Source organism: Gemmatimonadaceae bacterium (assembly GCA_020851035.1).
Lineage (GTDB): Bacteria > Gemmatimonadota > Gemmatimonadetes > Gemmatimonadales > Gemmatimonadaceae > JACMLX01.
The window spans coordinates 66,221-89,002 of record JADZDM010000001.1; the positions used below are offsets into that span (position 1 = coordinate 66,221).

Sequence of the window (22,782 nt, forward strand, 5' to 3'; positions counted from 1 at the left end):
ATGGCGTGCGGAGGTGCGCGTGGAACCCGTGACCCGCCGCCGCGCTGGCGGATGGCGTCGCGGTATCGTACGCTACTGAGAGCGCAATCGCATCCGGTTGCAAGAAGCGTCCCACCGTCCGTCAACCACCCGTCCAGATGAGCCTCCACCGTGTGATCGTGCGCCTGCTGGCCGTCAGCGCCGCGCTGTCGTCTTCACTCACGGCCCAGGTGCCCGGCCCTGATCCCACCCTCGCGGCGCGCATCCGCGAACGCTACGAGAAGCGCGAAGTGCGCATCACGGTCCGGGATGGCACGAAGCTGTTCACGTCGATCTACGTGCCGCGGGATACCAGCCGCCGGTATGCGATCCTGCTGTCGCGGACGCCGTATTCCGTGTCACCGTACGGCGCGGACTACAAGCCGGCGCTCGGGCCATCCGGCAACCCGAAGTGGGTGGACGACGGCTACATCTTCGTCTACCAGGACGTGCGGGGACGGCACTTCTCGGAGGGCAACTTCCGTGACATGACGCCGATCCTCGATCGCCACGACACCCCCGACCAGGTGGACGAGGGCACCGACACGTTCGACTCGATCGAATGGATGCTCAAGAACCTCCCCACCACCGGGAAGGTCGGGATCTACGGCACGTCGTATCCCGGCTTCTACGCCAGTGCGAGCTGCCTGTCGCGGCACCCGGCACTCGTCGCCTGCTCGCCGCAGGCGCCGATGACGGACATCTGGATGGGTGACGACAACTTCCATGGCGGCGGCTTCCTGCTGGCGCACAACTTCGGGTTCTACACGCGGTTCGGCCGCGGACCGCGCACCGAGCCGGGGTTCGACAAGGCTTATCCCTTCACGATGGGCACGCGTGACGCCTTCCAGTTCTACCTGAACCTCGGCCCGCTGGGACCGGGCACGCGACGCGTGCTCGACTCGGCCACCGCGCCCCTCTGGCAGTCCATCCTCACGCACCCCGCCTACGACGACTTCTGGAAGGCGCGCGACGTGCGCCCGCACCTGGTGAACGTGAAGGCCGCCGTGCTCACGGTGGGTGGCTTCTACGACACGGAGGACCTGCACGGACCGTGGTGGGTGTACGGCAGCATCGAGAAGCAGAGCCCCGGCACCAACAACCGGCTGGTGATGGGACCGTGGTCGCACGGGGGCTGGAGCCGCGGCGACGGCGATGTGCTCGGGACCCTGCGGTGGCAGTACAAGACCGGGCCGTTCTACCGCGACTCGGTGGAGTATCCCTTCTTCGCGCATCACCTCGCCGGTGCGGCGGATCCCCGGCTGCCCGATGTGCTGGTGTTCCGCACCGGTGCCGACCGGTGGGATCGTTACGATGCCTGGCCGGCGCCGGCCGCCGCGCCGGCGGCGCTGTACCTGCACCCCGGTGGCCGGCTGGCGTTCACTCCACCCGCCGCGACCGGCGGCTTCGACGCCTACGTGAGTGACCCGGCGAAGCCGGTGCCACTGGTGGAGCGGATCGAGTCGAACGGCATGCCGCGCGACTACATCACGGCCGACCAGCGGTTCGCCTCGCGTCGCACCGACGTGCTCACCTACCAGACCGAGGTGCTGACGGAGGGCGTGACACTCACCGGACCCGTGTCACCGCTGCTCCACGTGAGCACCTCAGGTACCGATGCCGACTTCATCGTGAAGCTGATCGACGTGTTCCCGGACACGTCCAGCAACTGGCCGGGTGACCAGAGCGGGTTCACGGTGGGTGGCTACCAGCAGCTGGTGCGCGGCGAACCCTTCCGCGCGCGCTACCGCCGTTCGTTCGAGCGGCCGCTGCCGATGGTGGCCAACCGTCCCGACTCGGTGCACTTCGAGATGCCGTCGATCCATCACACGTTCCGGGCCGGACACCGCATCATGGTGCAGGTGCAGAGCACCTGGTTCCCGCACATCGACCGCAACCCGCAGGTGTTCGTGCCGAACATCTTCGAGGCCAAGCCGGGTGACTTCCGGGCGGCGACGATGCGCGTGTACCACTCGGCGGCGAAGCCGACGCGACTCGAGCTCCGTCGACTGCCGGCAGGGCAGTAGGGGGCAGCGGGACGCTGGCGGCGTGGCGCGCGCCGCCAGCGCGTCAGAACGGGTTGAACGTGAACCCTTCGGCCGCGAGGCGGGCCTGCGCCATGGTGGCCGCGCGACTCACCAGCACGAACGGGGGGTAGCCCTCGCGCGGCAGCTTGCGGCCCACCATCGTCTGCCCGCAGATGATCAGGCGCACGCCCTGCGCGGACAGCAGGCGCAGGATCGGCAGGTTCGGGTTGTCGCGGCCCTTCAGGGCGCGGTACGCGTCGTTGTCGAGCATGTCCACGGCCGCCGGCCCGCGTGCCACGATGGCGAGCTGGATGTGATCCCGCGGGACGCCGTCGGCCACGAGGGTGTTGAGCACCCGCGCCGCAGCGAGGAAGCCCGGGGTGACGTGACCGGCCGAATCCGCGGACTCGGCGATCGCCCACGCGAATCGGTACGTCAGCGCGGCATCGCCGGCGAACGTGACGCCCGGCACCGGTCCGTAGGTCGTTCCCGGGTGCGTGATCACGGGCGCCGCACCGGGCGCCCCCTGGGCGTGGAGTGTGGCGGCGAGGCTGGCGGCAATCACCAGCAACGCCAGTCGGCGAGTGCGGGGCATGGTCGGCTCCGATGGATGTGTGTCGTACGGCCTGACGCGAACTTGCACCGCCGCCCGTCACCGTGCGATGGCGCGGGGGGCCGCCGAGCCCGTGTACAGCTGCCCGATCCCTTCCCGCGCTGGGAGTTCGAGACCGTGGCGGAGACCAGTAGCTTTCCGGGATGACGCTTCCCGCAGGCACCACCGAACACCGCGCCGCCGGCGCCACGCAGCGTCCGGCGCGGGTCGCGGTCACGGTGGTGAGCGATCGGCGCACGATCGACACCGACGAGTCCGGCCCGCTCGCCCGCCGTCTGCTGGAGCAGGCGGGCCACACGGTGGCAGCCTTCGCGCTGATTCCCAACGACGAGCAGGGCACGCGCACCCATGTCTCGGGGCTGGTCGGCCGCGACGACGTCGACGTGGTGCTGCTCTGCGGCGGCACGGGGCTGGGCACGAAGGACCGCACGATCGAGGCGATACGCCCGCTGCTGGAGAAGGAGCTGCCGGGATTCGGCGAGCTGTTCCGCCTCATCTCGTATCAGGAGCAGATCGGCACCGCGGCGATTCTGACCCGCGCGACGGCGGGCAGCGCGGACGGCACGCTGATCGTGTCATTGCCCGGCTCGACGGCGGCGGTGGAGCTCGCGCTGACGAAGGTGCTCCTGCCGGAACTGCAGCACCTGCTGCACGAACTGCGGCGCTGACGGCATGACCGCGATGCTCCTGCCTGCGGCGCTGCTCGCCCTCGCCGCCGGCCCGGTGTTGATGATGGCCGCCCGCACCCGCGAACGGATTCTGGGGCTGATGGATGGCTTCATGCTCGTCACCATCGGGGGCCTCGTGCTGCTCGAGGTGGTGCCGCACGCCCTGGCCGAACGGGACCTGCGGGCCGGGTTGTTCCTGCTGGCCGGCTTCGCGTTGCCGACGCTCGCGGAACGCCTGCTGCACTTCGGCATCCGGCAGACGCACGCGGTGGTGCTGGTGTTCGCGCTGGCCGGCCTGGTCGTGCATTCGATGCTCGACGGGAGCGCGCTGGCGCGATCCGCCGCCGGCGGCTCGCAGCTCGTCGGTATCGGGGTGCTGCTGCACCAGGTGCCCGTGAGCCTGATGATCTGGCAGCTGCTCAGCGACCGCGTGCGCGGCTGGTCGTGGGCGGTGCTCGCGCTGATGGCGATCTTCACCGTCGTCGGCTACGTGGGTGAACCGGCGATGCTTCGCCTGCTCCCGCCGCGGGCGGGGCTGTGGTTTGCCGCCGTCGTCGGCGGGTCGCTGCTGCACGTGATCGCGCATCCGGCCGGCGCACACGACCATGGTGCCCATGCGCACGATCACGATCACGATCACGACCACGCGCACGGCCACGGTCACGCCCATGGTGACGCGCCGCACGCGCCACCGGTGCCCGCGTGGTACAGCGGCGTAGGGGCGCTGCTCGGCCTCGCGCTGCTGTACCTGCTGCAGCAGTCACGCGGCGTCGGCGAGCGGGTCGCGGCGCTGACCCTGGCGGTGGACACCTTCACCGACCTCGCGCTCGAGAGTGCGCCGCCAATCCTGCTGGCCTTCCTGGTGGCGGGGCTCGTGTCGGCATACGCCTCACCCGCCAGCGTGGGCTGGATGGGGCGCGGCTCGCGGTTGCGGCAGGCGCTGTCGGGCATGGCGGTCGGCTTGCCGTTGCCGATCTGTTCGTGCGGTGTCGTCCCGCTCTATCAGAGCCTGGTCACGCGCGGCGCCTCCACCACCGCCGCCGTGGCGTTCCTCGTCGCCACCCCGGAACTGGGCATCGATGCGATCCTGCTGTCGGTGCCGTTGCTGGGCATGAAGTTCGCCGTCGTGCGCGTGGTCGCCGCCGCGCTGGTGGCGACGATCGTGGCGCTGGTCCTCGGCGCCATGACGGCGCAGTTGGCCACGAAGCGCGTGCTGCCACTCGCCGCCGAGGTGGCGCGCCCGCATCGTGACCGGCTCCGCGCGGCGCTGCAGACGGGATTGGGCGAGATGGTGGACCACACCGCACCGTGGATCCTGCTCGGCCTGGTCGTCGCCGCGCTGGCGGCCCCTGCGCTGCAGGGGTCGTGGGTGGCACGCATCGATCCGGTCGGCGGCGTGGTGATCTTCGCCCTGCTCGGCCTGCCGCTCTACATCTGCGCCTCCGCCAGCACGCCGCTGGTGGCGGTGCTGGTGGCGGCCGGGGTCTCGCCGGGGGCGGGGCTCGCGCTGCTGATCACCGGGCCGGCCACCAACGTCGCCACCCTCGGCATCCTGACCCGCATGCACGGTCGCCGCTTCGCGCTGGCGTTCGCGGTGACGATGTCCATCGCGGCCATCGCCGCGGGCCTCACCGCCAACGCCGTGATGCCGTCGCTGCCGCTGGCCGAGTCGGTGCGCGGCCACGCCGCCGAGGGCACGTCGCTGCAGCTGTTCTCGCTGGTGGTGCTGGCGCTCCTCTTCGCCGCCTCCGTGGTGCGCCGCGGGGCGCGGGCGTTCCTCTCGGAGCTGCGATTCGCCGAAGCGGGCTGATGGTGCGTGGGAGTGGTCGGGGCTCACGCACAGCTGCAGCGCGCCGCTGACGAATCGTTTTCGTGTGATCCTGACCCTGACCTTCCTGTCGGGCCACCGCACTGCGTGATCGGAGCCAGCGATACGAGCTGCCGACGCCGTCAGCCGTCCAGCGCCGTCACGCGCGTCTCGGCCTTGAGCAGCCAGAAGACCGTCAGCCCCGAACAGAGCACCAGCGCGAACACGGCGCCGCGCAGGAACCGGAACCAGTTCAGCGGCTCGTGATACGCCAGGCTGCGCGCGTACCAGTACATCGCGGGGGCCAGCGCCAGCGCCACGACCATCGTCAGCAGGCCGGCCGAGAGCAGGAAGAGGATGCCCTGCCACGACACCGTCTGGTTCACCGCCGTCTCGGCGTCGAAGCGCGGGTCGATGGCCCCGATGTAGAGCGCCAGCGCCGCCTGCGCGAACATGAGCGCCGCGACGGTCACCATCGACAGCAGCATGATCATCGGCGCGGTGCCGAGCAGCAGTGACGTGAGGCCCACGATGCCGACGGCCACCAGCGCCAGCGGGCCGGTCGCGGCCCAGTACTTCGCGAACAGGATGTCGCGGATCCGCACCGGCGCTGCCCGCAGCAGCCACCACATCGTCCCTTCGGCGGCGATCGTCGGCAGCACCAGGCGCGACGTCACCGCCGCGAGCACCATGCCCGCGAGGCCGACGTTCACCACCGGCAGGATGCTCGTCACCAATTGTGGCATCGCCCCCCCGCCGGTGGGCAGCACGCTCACGCCCACCACGTACACCAGCACCAGCGGGATCAGCAGCACGAACTGCGACCACTGTGCCGCATCGCGCCCGATCAGCCGCATCTCCTTCAGCAGCAGCTCGCGGCGGGCCGGAGAGAGGGGCGACAGCAGCAGGTGGAACGGTCGCGTGAGCAGCGACGGCGGATGGTCGCTGCGGCCGGCCGAGCGCACCGCCGAGATGCCGCGGGAGTAGAGCAGCCGGAAGCTGCCGTAGGCCACGCCGAGTGACGTGACCGCCAGCAGCCAGAGCCACGCCAGCGGCTCGGGATCCCAGAAGCCGTCCAGCCAGTTCTTGAGCACCCGGGCCGCCCACTCCGTCGGCAACCACGGCGACAGCGGCACGTCGAGCATCTTCACCACCTCGCCGATCGCCTTGGTGCCGAGCTGCGTGAGGTGCGCCGGCTCCATGCGCTGCATCACCCAGATCGCACCGACGCAGAGTCCGAGGCCGATGAGCCGGAAGGTGAACTGGGCGCGCTGCGGCGGCACCAGCGCCACCAGCAGGTACACCGCCACGCACCCCAGCGCCGTCGCCGTGATCCAGAGGGGCAGCCAGGCGGCGAAGGCCACCACCGGCCAGAGCACGCCGCCGCCGAACGCCAGGCCGTACCCCGCCAGCAGCGGCACCACCAGCAGCAGCGCGATCGCGCCACCCTCCGCCACCACCTGCACGAAGCGCGACGCGAAGAACACCCGCGGCGGGATCGGCGCGGCGGCCAGCATCTCCAGGTCGCGCGAGAGGAAGAACGCCGGCAGCGCCGTCACGATGCAGCTGAGCACCAGCACCGAGCCGATGCTGAGCAGCGAGAACGCCAGCACGCGGCCGGCGATGGCGGTGCCGATCGCATCCACGCCATTGAGGTAGTTGAGCACCAGCAGCACGATCGCCGTGCCGCCGGCCCAGGTCAGCAGCAGCGCGGTCAGGATCCCGATCGGCCCGATCGCGCCCTGCACCTGCCGCTGGCGCCAGAGCGGCTTGAGCAGTGCCCCGAGCGAGACGGCGTGGAACGACGGCAGCACCGGGGGGTCCGGCACCGGCACCGGCACGACGTCAGACACTCAGCACCTCGGCCACGTCGCGGGTGGCCGGTTCGCCGGTGAGGAGCAGGAAGATCTGTTCGAGCGGGGCATCCGGCATGCGCATCCAGGTGCGCAGCTCCGGCACCGTGCCGGACGCCACCAGCTTGCCGCGCTTCATGATGCCGATGCGGTCGCAGGTGCCCTCCACGGTCTCCAGCGTGTGGGTGGACATCAGCACCGAGTTGCCGCGGGCGGCGTAGGCGCGCAGCATGTCCTTCAGCACGCGGGCGCCGCGCGGATCGAGGCCGACCAGCGGCTCGTCCACCATCAGCACCTTCGGCCGGTGCAGCACCGCCGCCGAGAGCAGCAGCTTCTGCCGCATGCCGTGGCTGTACTGCTCCACCAGCTCGTGCTGCCAGGAGCTCAGCTCGAAGAGGTCGAGCAGTTCCCGCGCCCGTTCCTCGACGGCCTTCCACTGCAGCCCGTAGAGCGAGGCGGAGAAGCGCAGGAACTCGGTGCCGGTGAGCTTGTCGTAGACGTACGGCCGGTCGGGGACGAAGGCGAGGTGCCGCTTGGCGTCCACCGAGTGCGTCCGCATGTCGATCCCGGCCACGCGGACCAGGCCGGCGTCGGCCCGGAGGATTCCGGCCAGCATCTTGAGGGTCGTCGTCTTGCCGGCGCCGTTCGCACCGAGGAACCCGAAGACCTCACCGGCCTGCACGGTGAGGTCCAGGCCCTCGACCGCGGTGAAGTCGCCGTACCGCTTCGTGACGCCCTGCAGTTCGATCATGCGTCGCACTCGGGTAGATGGGTGGTGACCCGTTCCGGCCACCGGCTCCGGTGCCCCCGCCGCCGGAGCGAGGGACATCGCACAAGGACGGCCCAGCCGTCCCGGCGGTCACGGTCCCGCGCGACCGCGGGGGCTGCGCGACGGGCGTTCCCGGAACTGGATGACCGGGCGGGTTGAATGCGGTCCGCGGACCGGCGAGCTTCAGTGGCTTATGGCTGAAGATGCACTGATCATTCGCGGGGCCCGGGAGCACAACCTCCGGAACATCGACGTGACGATCCCCCGGAACAAGCTGACGGTCATCACTGGCCTGTCGGGTTCCGGGAAGTCGTCGCTCGCCTTCGACACGATCTACGCCGAGGGCCAGCGGCGCTACGTGGAGAGCCTCTCCGCCTACGCGCGGCAGTTCCTCGGGCTGATGGAGAAGCCCGACGTCGACTCGATCGAGGGGCTGAGCCCGGCCATCTCCATCGAGCAGAAGACGGCCGGCCACAACCCGCGCTCCACCGTGGGCACGGTCACGGAGGTGTACGACTACCTCCGGCTCCTCTGGGCCCGGGCCGGCGTGCCGCACTGCCCGAACTGCAGCCGGCCGGTGCAGCGGCAGAGTGCCGCGCAGATCACCGACGTGGTGCTCACCGGCACGTCCGGCACGAAGCTCGAGGTGCTCGCGCCGCTGGTGCGCGGGCGCAAGGGCGAGTTCCGCGAGCTGTTCGAGGCCGCCCGCAAGCAGGGCTTCGTGCGGGCCTGGGTGGACGGCGAGGTGATCGAGCTGGCCGATCCGCCGAAGCTCAACCGCCGCATGAACCATGACGTGAGCGTGATCGTCGACCGCCTGGTGCTCAAGGCCGACGATCGCGGTCGCCTCGCCGACTCGATCGAGACGGCGCTGAAGCTCGCCGACGGCATGGTCGAGGTGGTGTCGCTGGTGGGCGGCGTGCGCGAGAGCGCGATGTTCAGCGAGCGGTACGGCTGTCCGCACTGCGGCATCTCGCTGCCCGAAATGGAACCGCGCCACTTCTCGTTCAACTCGCCCTTCGGCGCCTGCCCCACTTGCAGCGGCCTTGGCGTGAAGCGCATGGTGAACGAGGAGCTGATCCTCGGCGACCCGTCGCTCACGCTGCTGGAAGGGGTGGTGCTGCCGTGGGGTGAGCCGGACGGGTACCTGCGCAAGGTGATCCTGCCCGGGCTGGCCGAGTCGCTGCAGTTCGAGCTGAAGACGCCGTGGGGCGAGCTGCCGCAGTACGTGCGCCATGCGCTGCTGCACGGGCTCGACGCGCTGACAGCCCCCGCCGAGGCGGTGAAGGCGGTGCGGAAGACGGTGGTGCGGAAGGCGGCCGCGAAGGCGGTGCCGAAGGCCGCCGTGAAGCCGGTGCTCAAGTGGGACGGCATCCTGGCCACGATCCAGCGACGCTTCGACGAGACCGACAGCGACGCGATCCGCGTGGAGCTGGAGGCGTTCATGCTGGCCACGCCCTGCCCGTCGTGCCACGGCACCCGCCTCAAGCCGGAGTCGCTGGCGGTCACCATCGAGCAGCGCAACCTGGGCGAGGTGGTGGCGATGTCGGTCGCCGAGTCGCTGGCGTTCTTCCGCGGCGTGCCGGTGCGCGGCCCGGGCCGCCCGCTCGGCCTGGATGCCGAGATCGCCGGCCCGATCCTCAAGGAGGTCACCGAACGGCTCGGCTTCCTGGTGGACGTGGGGCTGGACTACCTGACGATGAACCGCAGCGCGGAGAGCCTGAGCGGCGGCGAGGCGCAACGCATCCGGCTGGCGACGCCGATCGGCAGCAAGCTCTGTGGCGTGCTGTACATCCTGGACGAGCCGAGCATCGGGCTCCACTCGCGGGACAACGAGCGGCTGCTGCACACCCTCACGCAGCTGCGCGACCTGGGCAACACGGTGATCGTGGTGGAGCACGACGAGGAGACGATGCGCCTCGCCGACCACGTGCTGGACATGGGCCCCGGGGCGGGGAAGCACGGCGGGATGCTGATCGCCGAAGGTACGGTGGACGACATCCGGAAGACGAAGGGGTCGCTCACCGGCGACTACCTGTCCGGCCGGCGCAGCGTGCCGGTGCCGGCCTCGCGCCGCCCGGTGGATCCGGCGCGCGTGATCCACATCGCGAACGCGCGCGAGCACAACCTGCGCAACATCTCGGTGGACATCCCGCTCGGCGTGTTCGTGGCGGTGACGGGGGTGTCTGGCAGCGGCAAGTCCACGCTGGTGAGTGACATCCTGCAGCGCGCACTCTCGCGGCACTTCTTCCGTGCGCGCGTGATCCCGGGCATGCACGACCGCATCACCGGGCTGCAGCACCTCGACAAGCTGATCGACATCGACCAGAGCCCGATCGGCCGCACGCCGCGCAGCAACCCCGCGACGTACACAGGGCTGTTCACGCCGATCCGCGAGCTGTTCGCCGAGATGCCGGAGGCGAAGATCCGTGGCTACGGGCCGGGCCGCTTCAGCTTCAACGTGAAGGGCGGGCGCTGCGAGGCGTGCCAGGGCGACGGGCTGGTGAAGATCGAGATGCACTTCCTGCCCGACGTGTTCGTGCCCTGTGACGTGTGCAAGGGGAAGCGCTTCAACCGCGAGACGCTCGAGGTGCGCTTCCGCGGCATGAACATCGCCGACGTGCTGGACCTGACGGTCGAGGACGCGGTGACGGTGTTCGAGAACCAGCCGCGCATCGCGCAGAAACTGGTGACGCTGGCCGACGTGGGCCTGGGCTACGTGCACCTGGGCCAGAGCGCAACCACGCTGTCGGGCGGCGAGGCGCAGCGCGTGAAGCTCGCCACGGAGCTCAGCAAGCGCGACACCGGCCGCACCCTCTACATCCTCGACGAGCCCACCACGGGCCTGCACTTCGAGGACGTGCGGGTGCTGCTCGAGGTGCTGCACAAGCTGGTGGACAAGGGCAACACGGTGCTGGTGATCGAGCACAACCTCGACGTGATCAAGACCGCCGACTGGATCGTGGACCTCGGCCCCGACGGCGGCATCAACGGTGGCCAGCTCGTGGCCTCCGGCACCCCCGAAGCCGTCGCCGCCACCGCCGCCTCCTACACCGGCCAGTTTCTGGCGCCCATCCTTGCCGCGGCGCGCAAGCCGTCGCGTTCTGCGAAGTCCGGGCAAGGAACGGCATGACGCAAAGGCGCAAAGGGCGCTGAGGACGCAAAGGGGTCTGCGCCGACCTCAAACCTTTGCGCCCATCGCAACTGAAAATGCTGTAGGAACTGCGTGATCGTGCGCGCAGTTCCTACAGCACTCTTCGTTGCCGCAAAGGACGCAGAGGCCTGCCGTGTTCACCGACCCCTTTGCGTCCTCAGCGCCCTTTGCGCCTTTGCGTCATGCAGTTGCTCTTGAACGAGCTACTGAGTCTTCGCAAGCATCGGCGCCAGGATGCGCTCGAGTGACACACCCTCGGCTTCGCCCTGGAAGTTCAGCACCATGCGGTGACGCAGCACCGGGAGTGCCATGTCGCGCAGGTCGTCGAGGTCGGGGACGGCGCGGCCGGCGAGTGCGGCGCGGGCCTTGGCCCCGAGCACGAGGTATTGCGATGCGCGCGGACCGGCGCCCCAGCGGACGTACTTGTTGACGTCGGCCGAGGCCTCGTCGCTGCCGGGACGGGTGCCGCGCGCGAGGCGCACCGCGTGCTGGATCAGCGTCGGCGGGGCGGGGAGGCGACGGACGAGTTGCTGCATGGCGACGAGTTCCGCGGCGCCGAGCACGGCGCGCACGGGACCCTGCGCACCACCGGTGGTGGCGAGCACGATGCGCTCCTCCTCGTCCCGCGTCGGGTAGCCGATGCGCAGCTCCACCATGAAGCGGTCGAGCTGCGCTTCCGGCAGCGGATACGTGCCTTCCTGCTCGATCGGGTTCTGGGTCGCGAGCACGAAATACGGCTTCGGCAGCGGGTGCGTCTGGCCGGAGACCGTCACCTCGCGCTCCTGCATCGCCTGCAGCAGCGCGGCCTGCGTCTTGGGCGGGGCGCGGTTGATCTCGTCGGCGAGGACGATGTTGGCGAACACCGGGCCGGGCACGAACATGAAGTGCCGGCGCCCGGTCGCCTCGTCATCCTGCAGCAGCTCGGTGCCGGTGATGTCACTCGGCATCAGGTCGGGCGTGAACTGGATGCGGTTGAAGCTGAGGTCCAGTGCCTGCGCGACGGTCTGCACGAGCAGCGTCTTGGCGAGGCCCGGCACGCCGACGAGCAGCGCGTGGCCGCCGGCGAGCATGGTGGCCACGAGGTTCTCGACGATCGCCTCCTGGCCCACGATGCGCTGGCCGATCTGCGAGACGAGCGCGGTGCGCGCGACGCCGAGGCGCTCGAGGAGCGCGATGTCGTCGTGCGTTGCTGCCGGTTGTGCTGTCATTGCCTGCGGGTGACGCGCGGAGAAGGAAAGAACGACGGCGACAGCATCGCCGTCGCACGCGTCACGGAAGGGTGAAACTGACCTGCGTCGTCGCCGGGTGATTCTCGCTGCGGAAGCGGGCGATCGCCACAAAGGTGCCATGCGGCAGCGCCTCCTGCCACGTCGCGGCATAGTCGCGCGACTCATGCTCTTCCAGCAGATGTGTCCGCATCGGCTGCGTGAACAGCCGGCCATCGCTCCACGTCCACACGTCGCGGCCGCGGGCATCGCGCACGACGAAGTCCACTTCCTGCCCGTCGCTGAAGCGCAGCTCGTGCCGCTTCTCGCTGCCGTTGTTCGCGGTGAGCTCGAAGTTCACCGCGTCCGGACCGGGCGTCACGCGCAGGCTGAGCGTGATCGGCGCCCCGGCCGAGGCCCGCCGCGCCATCGCCTCGCCGCTGGGCGGGAGTGACGGCGCGTTCCGCTGTCCATCCACCCCCGCATAGGCCAGCACCTGACCCGAGGCACCCGTCCGCGTCAGCGGGGACGAGTGGTCGGAACAGGCGGCGCAGCTGAGGGCTGCGGCGACGATCGCGCCGAGGGCGCGGGGGCGGGGCATGCGAAAACGGCTCAGGAAACGGGAAGCGAACTGATATATGATGTCACTCTAACGCCGATCCATCCTCAACGTCAACACGATCAAGGTAGAGATTGGCAACGGGTAAGTGTTGGTCAATTCGTGAGTTAAGGCAAGCAAGCGGGGCCGTTGGGCCACCCCCAGCCGAGAGGCCATGCAAAGAGCGGTCCAGCCTGTCGGGATTTCGCTTGCGAAATTTTTCACAAGCCAATAGCCTTCCCCCCTGAATGACAGGCACAGCCGGCAAGAGCGGCCTCCGGTTGGCGGGGGCCGGCGTGCAGTTCGCCGCCACGCTGCTGGCGGGCCTGTTTGGCGGTCAATGGCTCGACCGGCGCGTCGGCTCTGCGCCGGTCTTCCTGTATCTCGGTGTCGCCGTCGGCGCCATCGTCGGCATGACGATGCTCTACCGGCAGCTCATGCAGCTCACCCGCGAGGAAGAGGAGGCACGCAAGTCATGATCCGCGCAGTGTTCCTCTACCTCGTCGTCGCCGCCCTCGTGACGGCCGCCGCGGGCTGGGTGCTTCTCCTCGTCTATCCCGGCACCGCCGGCCAGCAGGCGATCCTGACCAGTGCCGTCATCGCCCTTGCCGTCCAGCTGGTCGCCTTCATCGTGCTCCAGCTCTTCAAGGGGCGCAATGTCATCGCCGGCTGGGGCATCGGGGCCCTCCTGCGCTTCGCGGCCCTTGGCCTCTACGCCGCCTTCTCGCAGAAGGTCCTGGGCCTCGACATGAACACCGCCCTCGTCAGCCTGGCCTGCTTTCTCTTCCTCTCGATGCTGATCGAACCGCTGCTGGTCAACGTATGACGATGCGCCGACTCCTCCGCACCCTGGCCGCCGCTGCCGCCCTGCTGCTGTTCGCCCTCCCGGCGCAGGCGCAGGCCGCCGCCGCCGAGGTGGACATCATCACCCCGCACATCACCGACGCCCACGAGATCGAGATCCCGTGGCCGACGTGGCCCACGCTGCACAAGGTCGTGCACCTGCCGCGGTGGGAACCGTTCCACGTGGCCGGCATCGAGGTCGACATGTCGCCCACCAAGCACGTGGTGTGGATGCTGATCGCGGCGATGACCATCCTCGGGCTGCTGCTCTACGCCGCTGGCGCACAGGGCCGGCAGACGAAGGCGATCGGGCACTCGAAGGGCTTTGCCGGCGGCATCGAGGCGATGGTCCTCTACATCCGCAACGAAGTCATCATCCCGAACGTAGGCCACCACGGCAACGGGTTCGTGCCGTTCCTGCTCACGCTCTTCTTCTTCATCCTGGCCTGCAACCTCTGGGGCATCTTCCCCTGGGGCAGCACCGCCACCGGCAACATCGCCGTCACCGCGACGCTGGCGCTCTGCACGTTCTTCGTGGTGGAAGCGGCCGGCATGCGCGCGCAGGGCCTCGGCTACCTCGGCACGATCTTCTACTGGAACAAGGACCTGAACATCGTCCTGCGCGTGCTGCTGTTCCTGATCCTCTCGCCGATCGAGTTCATCGGCAAGCTGACCAAGCCCTTCGCACTGACCATCCGCCTGTTCGCGAACATGACGGCCGGCCACATCGTGGTCCTGGCACTCATCGGCATGATCTTCTCGTTCAAGAGCATTGCGTCCGGCGCGCCGTTCCTGATGGCGGTCGCGATCAACATGCTCGAGCTGTTCGTGGCGTTCCTGCAGGCCTTCATCTTCACGCTCCTCTCCAGCGTGTTCATCGGCCAGATCCGCGAGGCGCACCACTAGGACTGTCGTACGGCGCCGGTGGGCTCGCGTGCACCGGTGCCGGTTCGTAGCCGGTCGGATGACCGGCGAAGCCCGCTGAGCCCCGGCTCGCACGCGGGCCGTGATGTGGCCCCGGCCGCATGACCATGCGAGAACTTTCCCGACTTCCTTTCTCTGGGTTCACTGCAATGTCGATTCTTCCCCTCCTGCAGGATGCGGCCGTCGCCGCCGGTTCCAACGCCAAGGGCTACGCCGCCATCGGCGCCGGCCTGGCTGCTGGTCTCTCGATCATCGGCGCCGGCATCGGCATCGGCAACATCGGCGGTCGCGCCGTGGAAGGCATGGCCCGCCAGCCGGAAGCCGCGGGTCGCATCCAGACCGCCGCGCTGATCCTCGCCGCGCTCGTCGAGGGTGCCGCGTTGTTCGGCGCCGTGATCGGCTTCCAGCTCGCCGGCAAGATCACGTTCTGAGTGGGACAGGTGGTGCGGACCGGGGTCGCCGGTCCGCGCCACCGCACGACGCTGCACGTTCCCTGCAGGGCCACGGCGCCGGTTGGCGCCACGGCCCACGCAGGTTCCAACTCTATCGCTGCCTGACACATGCGCCGCATTCTCGCATCCCTGACCCTCTCGCTCCTCTCGGCCACCTCCCTGCTCGCGCAGGAGGAGCATGCTGCCGGCGGTGACGTGAACCTGCTCGACCCGAAGGCCGGCCTGATGGTCTGGACCCTGCTGATCTTCGTGTTCCTGCTGGTCGTGCTGTCGAAGTTCGCCTACAAGCCGCTGCTGGCCGCCGTCGAGGCGCGTGAGGCGGCGCTGGAGAAGGCGATCGGCGATGCGAAGCGCGATCGTGAGGAGGCCGCGAAGCTCCTCGCCGAGCAGCAGAAGGCGCTGGCCGAGGCGCGCACGGAGGTCCAGAAGGCGATGAACGACGGCCGCGCCGCCGCCGAGGCGCTGCGCAGCGAGATGCTCGAGAAGGTCAAGGCGGAAGGCGCCGACATGCTCGACCGCACCCGCCGCGAGATGCAGGCCGAGAAGGAGAAGGCGGTCGCCGAGCTGCGCCGCGAGGCCGTGGACCTGGCCATCACCGGCGCCAGCAAGGTGATCGGCCGCAACCTCGACAGCGCCACCGACCGCTCGCTCGTGGAGTCGTTTCTCGCCGGCATCGACGCCCCGAAGGGCCGCTGATGCGCGACACCACCATCGCCCGCAACTACGCCGAGGTCCTCGTCACCTTGGCGCAGCGCGCCGGTGACCTCGACGGCTGGGGCCGCATGATCGACGACGTCGGCCAGCTCGTCGAGAAGGACCTGCGCGTCCGCCGGTTCCTCGAGTCGCCCCGCGTGCCGGTGGCGGCGAAGAAGGAGATCCTCACCAAGGCGTTCCAGGACAAGCTGCCGCACCTGATGGTCCGGTTCCTCGAGGCGCTGCTGCAGAACCGCCGGCAGCTCCTGGTGCCGGTCATCGCCAGCGAGTACGCCAGCCTGGTGGACGAGTCGCTGGGACGCGTCCGCGCCGAGGTGACCCTCGCCCGCGAGCCGGAGCCTGGCGAAGTCGAGGCCATCGCGGCCTCGCTCAGCAAGACCCTCGGCCGCACGGCGGTGGCGCACGTGCGGGTGAACCCCGACATCATCGGTGGCGTGATCGTGCGCGTCGGTGACTTCGTGAAGGACGGCTCGGTGCGCCGGCGGCTGGGTGTGCTCAAATCCAAGCTCGTGCAGCAGGCCCGCTGACCCTCCAGTGGACTGGAACCGAAGTTCGGGATGCCGTCGGTCGCCGTGACAGCCCACCCCGCCGACGTTGGAAACCCTCGCAACAGCGCTGGTATTGCTGCGGTTTCCGCCCTGGCGGCTGGGCGCCACGATGCCCTGCATGCCATCCCAACGGCATTTCCGATCCACTAGAATCCGCATCGACGCGCGACGCCTGCCGGCACCGGGGGCCGGCGCCGCGGAGGGTCACCCCCCACCTCCCCACCCGTCGATGCCGTCGCGGCACTTCCGTCCCATGCCACTCCTCCGGCCCGCCACCCTTCTGGCCGCGGCAATGCTGGCGACAGCGGCCGCCAGCGCCCAGCGCATCGGCACCACGCCCGCCAGCGGTGACACCACCGGCTACTGGCAGCAGCGCGCGAACTACGACATCATCGCGCGCCTCGACGAGGCGAAGCAGGCCGTCGTCGCCACCGGCACGCTGAAGTACACGAACAACTCCGGTGACGTGCTCACCGAGCTGTACTTCCACCAGCACCTCAATGCGTTCCGGCCGTACTCCAAGTGGAGCGACCGCGACGACCGTGAAGGGCGCACGCGCTTCCAGAACCTGGAGGAGCCGGCGTTCGCCTACGAGCGCTTCACGGCGCGGCCCACCGTGGACGGCGTGTCTGTCACGGTGGACTACCCCGGCGCGCCGGACAGCACCGTCGCGCGCATCGCGCTCCCGACGCCGCTGCGGCCTGGCCAGACGGTGACGGTGGCCTTCGCCTGGGAGGCACGGCCCAGCACCACCTTCCGGCGGCAGGGGCGCCGCGGGCGCCATTACGACTTCGCCCAGTGGTACCCGAAGGTGGCCGTCTACGACCGCGGCGGCTGGCAGCCGAACGCGCTGGTGCCGGCGGGAGAGTTCTATGGCGAGTTCGGCGACTTCCGCGTCACGCTGGTGCTGGCGCAGGACCAGGTGGTCGGGGCCACCGGTGTGCCGGTGTCGGGTGATCCCGGGTGGGAACGCGCGCGCCGCGGTGGCCAGTCTTCCGTGAACCTGCAGCGCACCGCCTACGGCGTGGCGCCGACGACCGCCATCGTGCCCGAGGCGCCGCCGGCGATGAAGACGGTGGTGTTCGAGGCGCGGAACGTGCACCACTTCGCCTGGAGCACCGATCCCGACTTCCGCTACGAGGGCGCCAGCCATGTGCGCCCTGCGGCGGGCCGTGGCCGCGCGACGGATGCCCGCAGCCGTGACACCGTCGCCGTGCACGTGTTGTATCGTCCCGGCGCCGACAGCACGTGGGGCGGTGGCATCGTGGCCCAGCGCACCACCGATGCGCTCACCTGGCTCGAGCAGATGTACGGGCCGTACGCGTACCCGCAGGTCACGATCCTGCACCGCCTCGACAACAGCGGCACCGAGTTCCCGATGCTGGTGATGAACGGCAGCGCCTCGTACGAGCTGATCCTGCACGAGGTGGGGCACATCTACACGTATGGCATCCTCGCCAACAACGAGTGGCGCTCGGGATGGCTGGACGAGGGGCTCACCAGCTACCAGACGTCGTGGCGGCTGGGCGACACGCCGCAGGAGCGTGCCGCTGCGGCGCTCTCGCGCGACCCACGCTGGGTGGCCCCGCGACTGGACGGCGCGGCGTTGCAGCGGCGGGACCGCTTCATCCAGTCCGCCGAGCCGGTGAGCACCAATGCGGAGGTGTTCTCCTCGTTCAACGTGTACAACAACATGGTCTACGAGCGCGCGGAGCAGATGTACGGCGCGTTGCGCGACGTGGTGGGCGAGGATGGCTTCCGGCGCGTCTGGCCGGAGTACTACGGCCGGTGGGCGCTGCGGCACGTGGACCGCCTGGCGCTGCAGAAGAGCGTCGAGCGCGTGACCGGCACGTCGCTGGGCTGGTTCTTCGACCAGTGGCTGGACAGCGTGGGTGAGGTCCGGTACGAGTTGAAGGACGTGGCCACCACCCAGCGCCGCACCGAGTGGGTGACCACGGCCCGGCTGGTTCGTATAGGAGCATATCGGCATCCGATGCCGGTGGGGGTCCGCACGGCCACCGGCTGGACCTTCGTGCGCGGCGATGCCCTGAAGGACGACCAGCGGATCACGGTCACGACGCCGGAGCAGCCCGACCTCGTGCGCCTGGATCCGCTCGCGCTCACCGACGACGTGCGGGCCGGCAGCCAGCAGTGGCCGCCCCCGATTCCCTGACCCTGACCTCACGACTCATCATGAGTGGACCTTTCGACATCCGCACCGTCCCGAAGCCCTGGGGCCACGAGACGATCTGGGCGCTGACCGATCGTTATTGCGGGAAGATCCTGCACATCACGGCCGGCGAGGCGCTGAGCGTGCAGTACCACAACGTCAAGGATGAGACCGTCCACCTGCTCAGCGGCCACCTGCTGTACCGGGTCCAGATCGACGGCCAGCTCACCGACGTGCACCTGAAGCAGGGCGAGAGCTACCGCATCACGCCGGGCACCATCCACCAGATGGAGGCGGTGACCGACTGCGACGTGCTCGAGGTCTCGACCCCGGATCTCGACGACGTGGTCCGGCTCACGGACCGGTACGGCCGCGAAGGGACCAGCGCGGCGTAACCGGCCGGGGCATCCCCGGGGGGCGGCGTTGGACATCCTCGCCGTCGCGCTGGACCAGCGCCCCGTAACCAGCCGGGGCATCCCGGGGGGCGGCGTTGGACATCCTCGCCGTAGCGCTGCTACGGCTGCGGTGTCCGCCTTGCCCGCCGGGCGCCTCGGCCGGTTTCGGGGCACTTGTCACCTACAAGGAAGGTCCGCAGGCAGTTGTCGAGTAGGAACTGCGTGTGCAGAAGGTGATTTTTCCGCGTACCACCGGCGCGCTGCGCGCCATGAAGAAGCTGGCCACCCTCCAGTTCATAAAGACACATGAAGGTCATAATTCCGCTGGCCGGGAAGGGGACGCGGCTGCGTCCACACACGCACCGTGTGCCGAAGCCGATGCTCAAGGTCGCGGGACGCCCCGTCATGAGCTACGTGATGGATGACGTGATGAAGCTCGGTGGCGTGGAGCAGGTGGTCTACATCACCGGGCACCTCAAGGAGGCGGTCGAGGCCTACGCCCGCCGCAGCTACCCGGTGCCGAGCGTGTTCGTGGAGCAGGCGGTGCAGGACGGCACCGCCGGCGCCGTCAACCTCGCGCTGCCGTACGTCGACGCGCCGGTGCTGATCATCTTCGTGGACACGATCTTCGACACCGACCTGTCGATCATCAACACCACCGACGCCGACGGCATCATCTGGGTGAAGGAAGTCGAGGACTACCAGCGCTTCGGCGTGGTGGTGACCGATGCGGACGGCCACATGACGCGCATCGTCGAGAAGCCGAGCACGCCGATCTCGAAGCGCGCCAACATCGGCCTGTACTACATCCGCAACTGGCAGCTGCTGGCCGAGGGCATCGCACACACGCTGCAGCAGCCGGCGAACAAGGGCGAGTTCTACCTCACCGACGCGTTCCAGTACATGATCGAGCACGGCGCGAAGATCAGGGTCGTGGACGTCGAGGGCTGGTATGACGCGGGCAAGCTCGACACGCTGCTGGAGACGAACCAGGCGATGCTCGAGACGCGGCACCTCGCGCGCGTGCCCGAGGGCTTCGCCGGTGCGACCATCATCCCGCCGGTCTACATCGAGGATGGCGTCACCGCCGACAGCGCCACCATCGGGCCCAACGTCTCCATCGGCAAGGGCACGACCGTCACCGGCAGCACCATCCGGAACTCGGTGATCGGCGACGCCTGCATCATCACCAACAGCGCCCTGCACGACTCGATGCTCGGCGACACGGTGACGGTGCACGGATTCACCGGCGCGCTGTCACTCGGCGACAACTCCGAGCTCAGCGCGGACTAGGGTCGCGTAACCGAAGTCACGGAAGCAGTCGCCGGTCGGGGCATCCCGGCTGGCGTTGTGCTATCTGAACGTCGATTGCACGCCACTCGCAGCGCCGGCGCCGGCGCTGGCGTCGCTGTGGCCCGGGCATCGGGAACCCGCGTGCGACGTCCGAGACGTGCGTGACCCGGGATCAGCGCAGTCCAGCAGCCCCAGCGACGATCAACCACGCCCGCTGCAGCCCCCGGACACCGCCCTCGTCGTCGTACCACTCGGCCGGCGTGTGCGTGCCGCCGCCGCGGCCGCCGGCGCCGATGGCGATCGCGGGAATGCCCATCGCGATCGGGATGCTGGCGTCGGTGCTGCCGATCGAGAGGCGTGGCGTGACCCCGATCGCCGTCGTCGCCTGCCGCGCGATGCGCACCAGCGCCGACTCCTCACTCAGCGCCCCCGATGGCCGGCTGCCGAGGTGCTCGACGGTGGTGGTGAGCGGGGCGGTGTCGGTGAGGCGGCGGTTGTTCTCGCTGCGCTCCACCCGAGACACCGCCTGCCGCAGCGTGCGCTCGACGTCGGCCAGCACCTCGGCGCTGGTGCTGCGCAGGTCCAGGTCGAACCACGCCGCCAGCGGCACGCTGTTGATCCCCTCGCCGCCGCCGATGCGCGCCACCGTGAGCGTGGTGCGCGGGTCGCGCGGCAGGAGGATGGCCTGCAGGGCGCTCACCATCGCGGCGGCGGCGTGCACGGGATTCGCGACCCCGTAGTCGGCCCAGCTGTGCCCGCCCGGCCCCTGCACGGTCACGCGCAGCCGCGTGCTGCCGAGTGCGGCGTGCACGATGCGGTCGTCGCCGGCGCCATCGATCGCGATCACGGCGTGCGGCGCCGGTGAGGCCTCGCGCATCAGGGCGCGCATCCCGCGCAGGTCACCCAGGCCCTCTTCCCCCACCGTGCAGGCCAGCACCACCTCGTGCGGCGGCGAGAGCGCTGCGGCCTCCATCGCGGTGCCGATGGCCAGCAGCGCGGCGAGGCCGCGGCCGTTGTCTCCGATGCCAGGCCCCGAATAGCGCGTGCCCTGCACCTGCACCGCGGGGGCCGGCTCGTCGAAAACCGTGTCCAGGTGCGAGCAGCACCACACGGCAGCGCGCGAGCCGGCCGCCCCCGGGCGCCGCGCGATGACGTTGCCGGTGGCATCAACCCGCACGTCGCGCCAGCCGATCGCCGCGAAACGCTCCGCCATCCACGCCGCGCGCGCGCCCTCCGAACCGGTCGGCGCCGGCACGCGGGTCACGTCGCACTGCCAGGCCAGCACCTGCGCATTGATCGCCTCGAGGTGTGAACAGGCGGCCTGGAGCACCGGCGCGACGCTGCCACGCAGCGAGGTGGGGCGGGGGGCGAAACGGGACGGCATGGCGCAAGGAAGCGGGTCCGTGGGCAACTCGGCAAGCACGTGATGGCAAGCACGACAGGAGGTCGCGTTGTATGTTTGCGTTCTATGACTGTCCCGGGCGACTCGCCGTCCTCCCTCTACGACTGGAACACTCCCTCGCTGCGACGGAGTGTGATCGACGTGGCCGACTCCACTCTCAGCGACGGGCCGCAAAGCCCGTCGGTGGTGGATCCGGGCCAGCGGGAGAAGCGCCGCCTCCTGTCGCTGATGGCGGACCTCGGGCTGCGCACCGCGTCGCTCGGCACGCCCGGCTCGGGCCCGCGGCAGTATGCCGACACGCTGGACCTCGCGCGTGAGCTGATGCGGGCGCAGTGGCCCATCGATGCCTCGTGTGGCGCACGGGCCACCGTGAAGGACGTGGCCACGGGACTCGACGTGCGGGAGCGCAGCGGGCTGGATCTCGAGATCGCCATCGGGCTGCCGGTCTCGCCGATCCGGCTCGAGGCGGAGGGGATCAACGTCGAGCGGCTGCACGAGGTGGCCGAGACGTCGATCGGGTTCGCCGTCTGTGCCGGCGCACGAGCGGTGGCGGTGCTGGAGGATGCTTCGCGCACCCCGCCCGAGCTGCTGGCGGTGATCATCCGGCACGCCCTGTCGCTCGGCGTGAGCGCCATCCGCATCTGCGACAGTGTGGGGCACGCGACCCCCGAGGGCACCCGCACCCTGGTGCGATTCGCGATGGACCAGGTGCGGTCGCGCGGGGGACGGCAGGTGCGCGTGGAGTGGCACGGCCAGGATGACCGCGGCCTGGCGCTCGCGAACGCGCTCGCGGCCGTGGACGCCGGCGTGCATCGCGTGCTGGCGAGTGCGCTCGGGCTGGGCGAGCGGTGCGGGACGGTGTCGATGGAGCAGCTGCTGGTGAACCTGCGCCTGGCGGGCCGCTGGCCGCACACGCTCGGCTCACTGGCCGAGTACTGCGACTCGGCGGCGGTGTCGTTCGGCATGGCGATTCCCGCGTCGTCGCCGGTGGTGGGGCGTGATGCCTTCCGGACCGGCGCCGGCGCTCGCGCCACGGCGCTGGTGAAGGCGCTCCGGGCCGGTGACCGGGCGCTGGCCGACAACGTCGTCTCCGGCGTGCCGGCGAGCCTGATCGGTGCCGAGAACCGGATCGACGTGAGCCCGGTGTCGGGGCTGTCGAACGTGCGCTGGTGGCTGTCGCAGCACGGCTACGACGCCGGCGACCTGGTGCTGATGCGCGAGCTGCTGCTGGCGGTGAAGCAGACGCAGCGTGCCGCCACCGACGAGGAGTTGTGCGAGCTGGCCGATGGCCTGCTGGCGGCCCGCGCTGCGCGGACCTGAGCGCGGCGA

Annotated in this window: 20 protein-coding genes; 14 read left to right on the forward strand and 6 right to left on the reverse strand. The window is 69.9% G+C overall.

The annotated features are described in order from the left end of the window. Nucleotides 1-137: 137 nt before the first annotated feature. Nucleotides 138-2,045, forward strand: coding sequence for a CocE/NonD family hydrolase (locus tag IT355_00280; GenBank protein MCC7051667.1), 1,908 nt, complete (start codon nucleotides 138-140; stop codon nucleotides 2,043-2,045). Nucleotides 2,046-2,088: 43 nt separating this feature from the next. On the opposite strand, the gene IT355_00285 is transcribed toward IT355_00280, so the two are convergent. Then, nucleotides 2,089-2,640 (reverse strand): DsrE family protein, encoded by a 552-nt coding sequence (locus IT355_00285; protein MCC7051668.1) that lies wholly within the window; start codon nucleotides 2,638-2,640, stop codon nucleotides 2,089-2,091. A 161-nt stretch (nucleotides 2,641-2,801) separates the two neighbouring features. Here IT355_00285 and IT355_00290 point away from each other — a divergent pair, with 161 nt between their 5' ends. Then, a complete protein-coding gene (locus IT355_00290; GenBank protein ID MCC7051669.1) occupies nucleotides 2,802-3,326 on the forward strand; it encodes a MogA/MoaB family molybdenum cofactor biosynthesis protein in 525 nt (174 codons plus the stop codon). Between the two features lie 4 nt (nucleotides 3,327-3,330). Further along, nucleotides 3,331-5,136 carry a permease gene (locus IT355_00295; GenBank protein MCC7051670.1) on the forward strand — a complete coding sequence of 602 codons (1,806 nt, stop codon included), beginning with the start codon at nucleotides 3,331-3,333 and terminating at the stop codon, nucleotides 5,134-5,136. Nucleotides 5,137-5,276: 140 nt separating this feature from the next. Here the strand turns inward: IT355_00295 and IT355_00300 are convergent, their stop codons facing one another. Both IT355_00300 and IT355_00305 read right to left on the reverse strand, forming a co-directional pair. After that, complete coding sequence (locus IT355_00300) at nucleotides 5,277-6,986, reverse strand: hypothetical protein (protein ID MCC7051671.1); 1,710 nt, start codon at nucleotides 6,984-6,986, stop codon at nucleotides 5,277-5,279. Beyond that, nucleotides 6,979-7,737, reverse strand: a complete 759-nt coding sequence (locus IT355_00305; protein MCC7051672.1) for an ABC transporter ATP-binding protein — start codon at nucleotides 7,735-7,737, stop codon at nucleotides 6,979-6,981. The genes IT355_00300 and IT355_00305 overlap by 8 nt, the downstream gene beginning before the upstream one ends. A 211-nt stretch (nucleotides 7,738-7,948) precedes the next feature. Between IT355_00305 and uvrA the strand changes: the two genes are divergently transcribed. Then, on the forward strand, nucleotides 7,949-10,888 hold the full coding sequence (gene uvrA, locus IT355_00310; protein ID MCC7051673.1) for an excinuclease ABC subunit UvrA: 2,940 nt from the start codon (nucleotides 7,949-7,951) through the stop codon (nucleotides 10,886-10,888). A 224-nt stretch (nucleotides 10,889-11,112) separates the two neighbouring features. Here uvrA and IT355_00315 read toward each other — a convergent pair whose 3' ends face one another. Both IT355_00315 and IT355_00320 read right to left on the reverse strand, forming a co-directional pair. Then, nucleotides 11,113-12,117: a MoxR family ATPase gene (locus tag IT355_00315; GenBank protein MCC7051674.1), complete on the reverse strand. Its 1,005-nt coding sequence runs from the start codon at nucleotides 12,115-12,117 to the stop codon at nucleotides 11,113-11,115. A 61-nt stretch (nucleotides 12,118-12,178) separates the two neighbouring features. Continuing rightward, complete coding sequence (locus tag IT355_00320; GenBank protein ID MCC7051675.1) at nucleotides 12,179-12,715, reverse strand: hypothetical protein; 537 nt, start codon at nucleotides 12,713-12,715, stop codon at nucleotides 12,179-12,181. A 245-nt stretch (nucleotides 12,716-12,960) separates the two neighbouring features. Here IT355_00320 and IT355_00325 point away from each other — a divergent pair, with 245 nt between their 5' ends. The 9 genes from IT355_00325 to IT355_00365 all read left to right on the forward strand — a co-directional run bounded on the left by IT355_00325 (nucleotide 12,961) and on the right by IT355_00365 (nucleotide 20,051). Next, nucleotides 12,961-13,191: an AtpZ/AtpI family protein gene (locus IT355_00325; GenBank protein ID MCC7051676.1), complete on the forward strand. Its 231-nt coding sequence runs from the start codon at nucleotides 12,961-12,963 to the stop codon at nucleotides 13,189-13,191. Beyond that, on the forward strand, nucleotides 13,188-13,538 hold the full coding sequence (locus IT355_00330) for a hypothetical protein (GenBank protein ID MCC7051677.1): 351 nt from the start codon (nucleotides 13,188-13,190) through the stop codon (nucleotides 13,536-13,538). The genes IT355_00325 and IT355_00330 overlap by 4 nt, the downstream gene beginning before the upstream one ends. A 2-nt stretch (nucleotides 13,539-13,540) precedes the next feature. Further along, complete coding sequence (gene atpB / locus IT355_00335; GenBank protein ID MCC7051678.1) at nucleotides 13,541-14,461, forward strand: F0F1 ATP synthase subunit A; 921 nt, start codon at nucleotides 13,541-13,543, stop codon at nucleotides 14,459-14,461. Nucleotides 14,462-14,628: 167 nt separating this feature from the next. Continuing rightward, on the forward strand, nucleotides 14,629-14,910 hold the full coding sequence (atpE, locus tag IT355_00340; GenBank protein ID MCC7051679.1) for an ATP synthase F0 subunit C: 282 nt from the start codon (nucleotides 14,629-14,631) through the stop codon (nucleotides 14,908-14,910). Between the two features lie 129 nt (nucleotides 14,911-15,039). Continuing rightward, nucleotides 15,040-15,627 carry a F0F1 ATP synthase subunit B gene (atpF, locus tag IT355_00345; protein MCC7051680.1) on the forward strand — a complete coding sequence of 196 codons (588 nt, stop codon included), beginning with the start codon at nucleotides 15,040-15,042 and terminating at the stop codon, nucleotides 15,625-15,627. Further along, complete coding sequence (gene atpH / locus IT355_00350; protein MCC7051681.1) at nucleotides 15,627-16,172, forward strand: ATP synthase F1 subunit delta; 546 nt, start codon at nucleotides 15,627-15,629, stop codon at nucleotides 16,170-16,172. Before atpF ends, atpH begins: the two co-directional genes overlap by 1 nt. A gap of 274 nt (nucleotides 16,173-16,446) precedes the next feature. After that, on the forward strand, nucleotides 16,447-18,366 hold the full coding sequence (locus IT355_00355) for a M1 family metallopeptidase (protein MCC7051682.1): 1,920 nt from the start codon (nucleotides 16,447-16,449) through the stop codon (nucleotides 18,364-18,366). A 20-nt stretch (nucleotides 18,367-18,386) separates the two neighbouring features. Beyond that, the gene (locus IT355_00360; GenBank protein ID MCC7051683.1) at nucleotides 18,387-18,758 is read left to right on the forward strand and encodes a cupin domain-containing protein; all 372 of its coding nucleotides are present in this window, start codon (nucleotides 18,387-18,389) and stop codon (nucleotides 18,756-18,758) included. A 306-nt stretch (nucleotides 18,759-19,064) separates the two neighbouring features. After that, nucleotides 19,065-20,051: an NTP transferase domain-containing protein gene (locus tag IT355_00365; protein MCC7051684.1), complete on the forward strand. Its 987-nt coding sequence runs from the start codon at nucleotides 19,065-19,067 to the stop codon at nucleotides 20,049-20,051. Between the two features lie 172 nt (nucleotides 20,052-20,223). Here the strand turns inward: IT355_00365 and IT355_00370 are convergent, their stop codons facing one another. Beyond that, nucleotides 20,224-21,435 carry a M20/M25/M40 family metallo-hydrolase gene (locus tag IT355_00370; GenBank protein MCC7051685.1) on the reverse strand — a complete coding sequence of 404 codons (1,212 nt, stop codon included), beginning with the start codon at nucleotides 21,433-21,435 and terminating at the stop codon, nucleotides 20,224-20,226. Nucleotides 21,436-21,519: 84 nt separating this feature from the next. On the opposite strand from IT355_00370, the gene IT355_00375 reads away from it, so the two are divergent. After that, complete coding sequence (locus IT355_00375; GenBank protein ID MCC7051686.1) at nucleotides 21,520-22,773, forward strand: hypothetical protein; 1,254 nt, start codon at nucleotides 21,520-21,522, stop codon at nucleotides 22,771-22,773. Nucleotides 22,774-22,782: the final 9 nt, after the last annotated feature.

Excerpts from the sequence above, each read along its gene's own strand:
- atpE (MCC7051679.1), top strand. The coding sequence starts at position 14,629 with ATGTCGATTCTTCCCCTCCTGCAGGATGCGGCCGTCGCCGCCGGTTCC.
- IT355_00355 (MCC7051682.1), top strand. The coding sequence starts at position 16,447 with ATGCCACTCCTCCGGCCCGCCACCCTTCTGGCCGCGGCAATGCTGGCG.
- IT355_00325 (MCC7051676.1), top strand. The coding sequence starts at position 12,961 with ATGACAGGCACAGCCGGCAAGAGCGGCCTCCGGTTGGCGGGGGCCGGC.
- IT355_00365 (MCC7051684.1), top strand. The coding sequence starts at position 19,065 with ATGAAGGTCATAATTCCGCTGGCCGGGAAGGGGACGCGGCTGCGTCCA.
- IT355_00360 (MCC7051683.1), top strand. The coding sequence starts at position 18,387 with ATGAGTGGACCTTTCGACATCCGCACCGTCCCGAAGCCCTGGGGCCAC.
- atpB (MCC7051678.1), top strand. The coding sequence starts at position 13,541 with ATGCGCCGACTCCTCCGCACCCTGGCCGCCGCTGCCGCCCTGCTGCTG.
- IT355_00330 (MCC7051677.1), top strand. The coding sequence starts at position 13,188 with ATGATCCGCGCAGTGTTCCTCTACCTCGTCGTCGCCGCCCTCGTGACG.
- IT355_00280 (MCC7051667.1), top strand. The coding sequence starts at position 138 with ATGAGCCTCCACCGTGTGATCGTGCGCCTGCTGGCCGTCAGCGCCGCG.
- uvrA (MCC7051673.1), top strand. The coding sequence starts at position 7,949 with ATGGCTGAAGATGCACTGATCATTCGCGGGGCCCGGGAGCACAACCTC.
- IT355_00370 (MCC7051685.1), bottom strand. The coding sequence starts at position 21,435 with ATGCCGTCCCGTTTCGCCCCCCGCCCCACCTCGCTGCGTGGCAGCGTC.
- IT355_00295 (MCC7051670.1), top strand. The coding sequence starts at position 3,331 with ATGACCGCGATGCTCCTGCCTGCGGCGCTGCTCGCCCTCGCCGCCGGC.
- IT355_00320 (MCC7051675.1), bottom strand. The coding sequence starts at position 12,715 with ATGCCCCGCCCCCGCGCCCTCGGCGCGATCGTCGCCGCAGCCCTCAGC.
- atpF (MCC7051680.1), top strand. The coding sequence starts at position 15,040 with ATGCGCCGCATTCTCGCATCCCTGACCCTCTCGCTCCTCTCGGCCACC.
- IT355_00375 (MCC7051686.1), top strand. The coding sequence starts at position 21,520 with ATGACTGTCCCGGGCGACTCGCCGTCCTCCCTCTACGACTGGAACACT.
- IT355_00290 (MCC7051669.1), top strand. The coding sequence starts at position 2,802 with ATGACGCTTCCCGCAGGCACCACCGAACACCGCGCCGCCGGCGCCACG.
- atpH (MCC7051681.1), top strand. The coding sequence starts at position 15,627 with ATGCGCGACACCACCATCGCCCGCAACTACGCCGAGGTCCTCGTCACC.
- IT355_00305 (MCC7051672.1), bottom strand. The coding sequence starts at position 7,737 with ATGATCGAACTGCAGGGCGTCACGAAGCGGTACGGCGACTTCACCGCG.
- IT355_00315 (MCC7051674.1), bottom strand. The coding sequence starts at position 12,117 with ATGACAGCACAACCGGCAGCAACGCACGACGACATCGCGCTCCTCGAG.
- IT355_00285 (MCC7051668.1), bottom strand. The coding sequence starts at position 2,640 with ATGCCCCGCACTCGCCGACTGGCGTTGCTGGTGATTGCCGCCAGCCTC.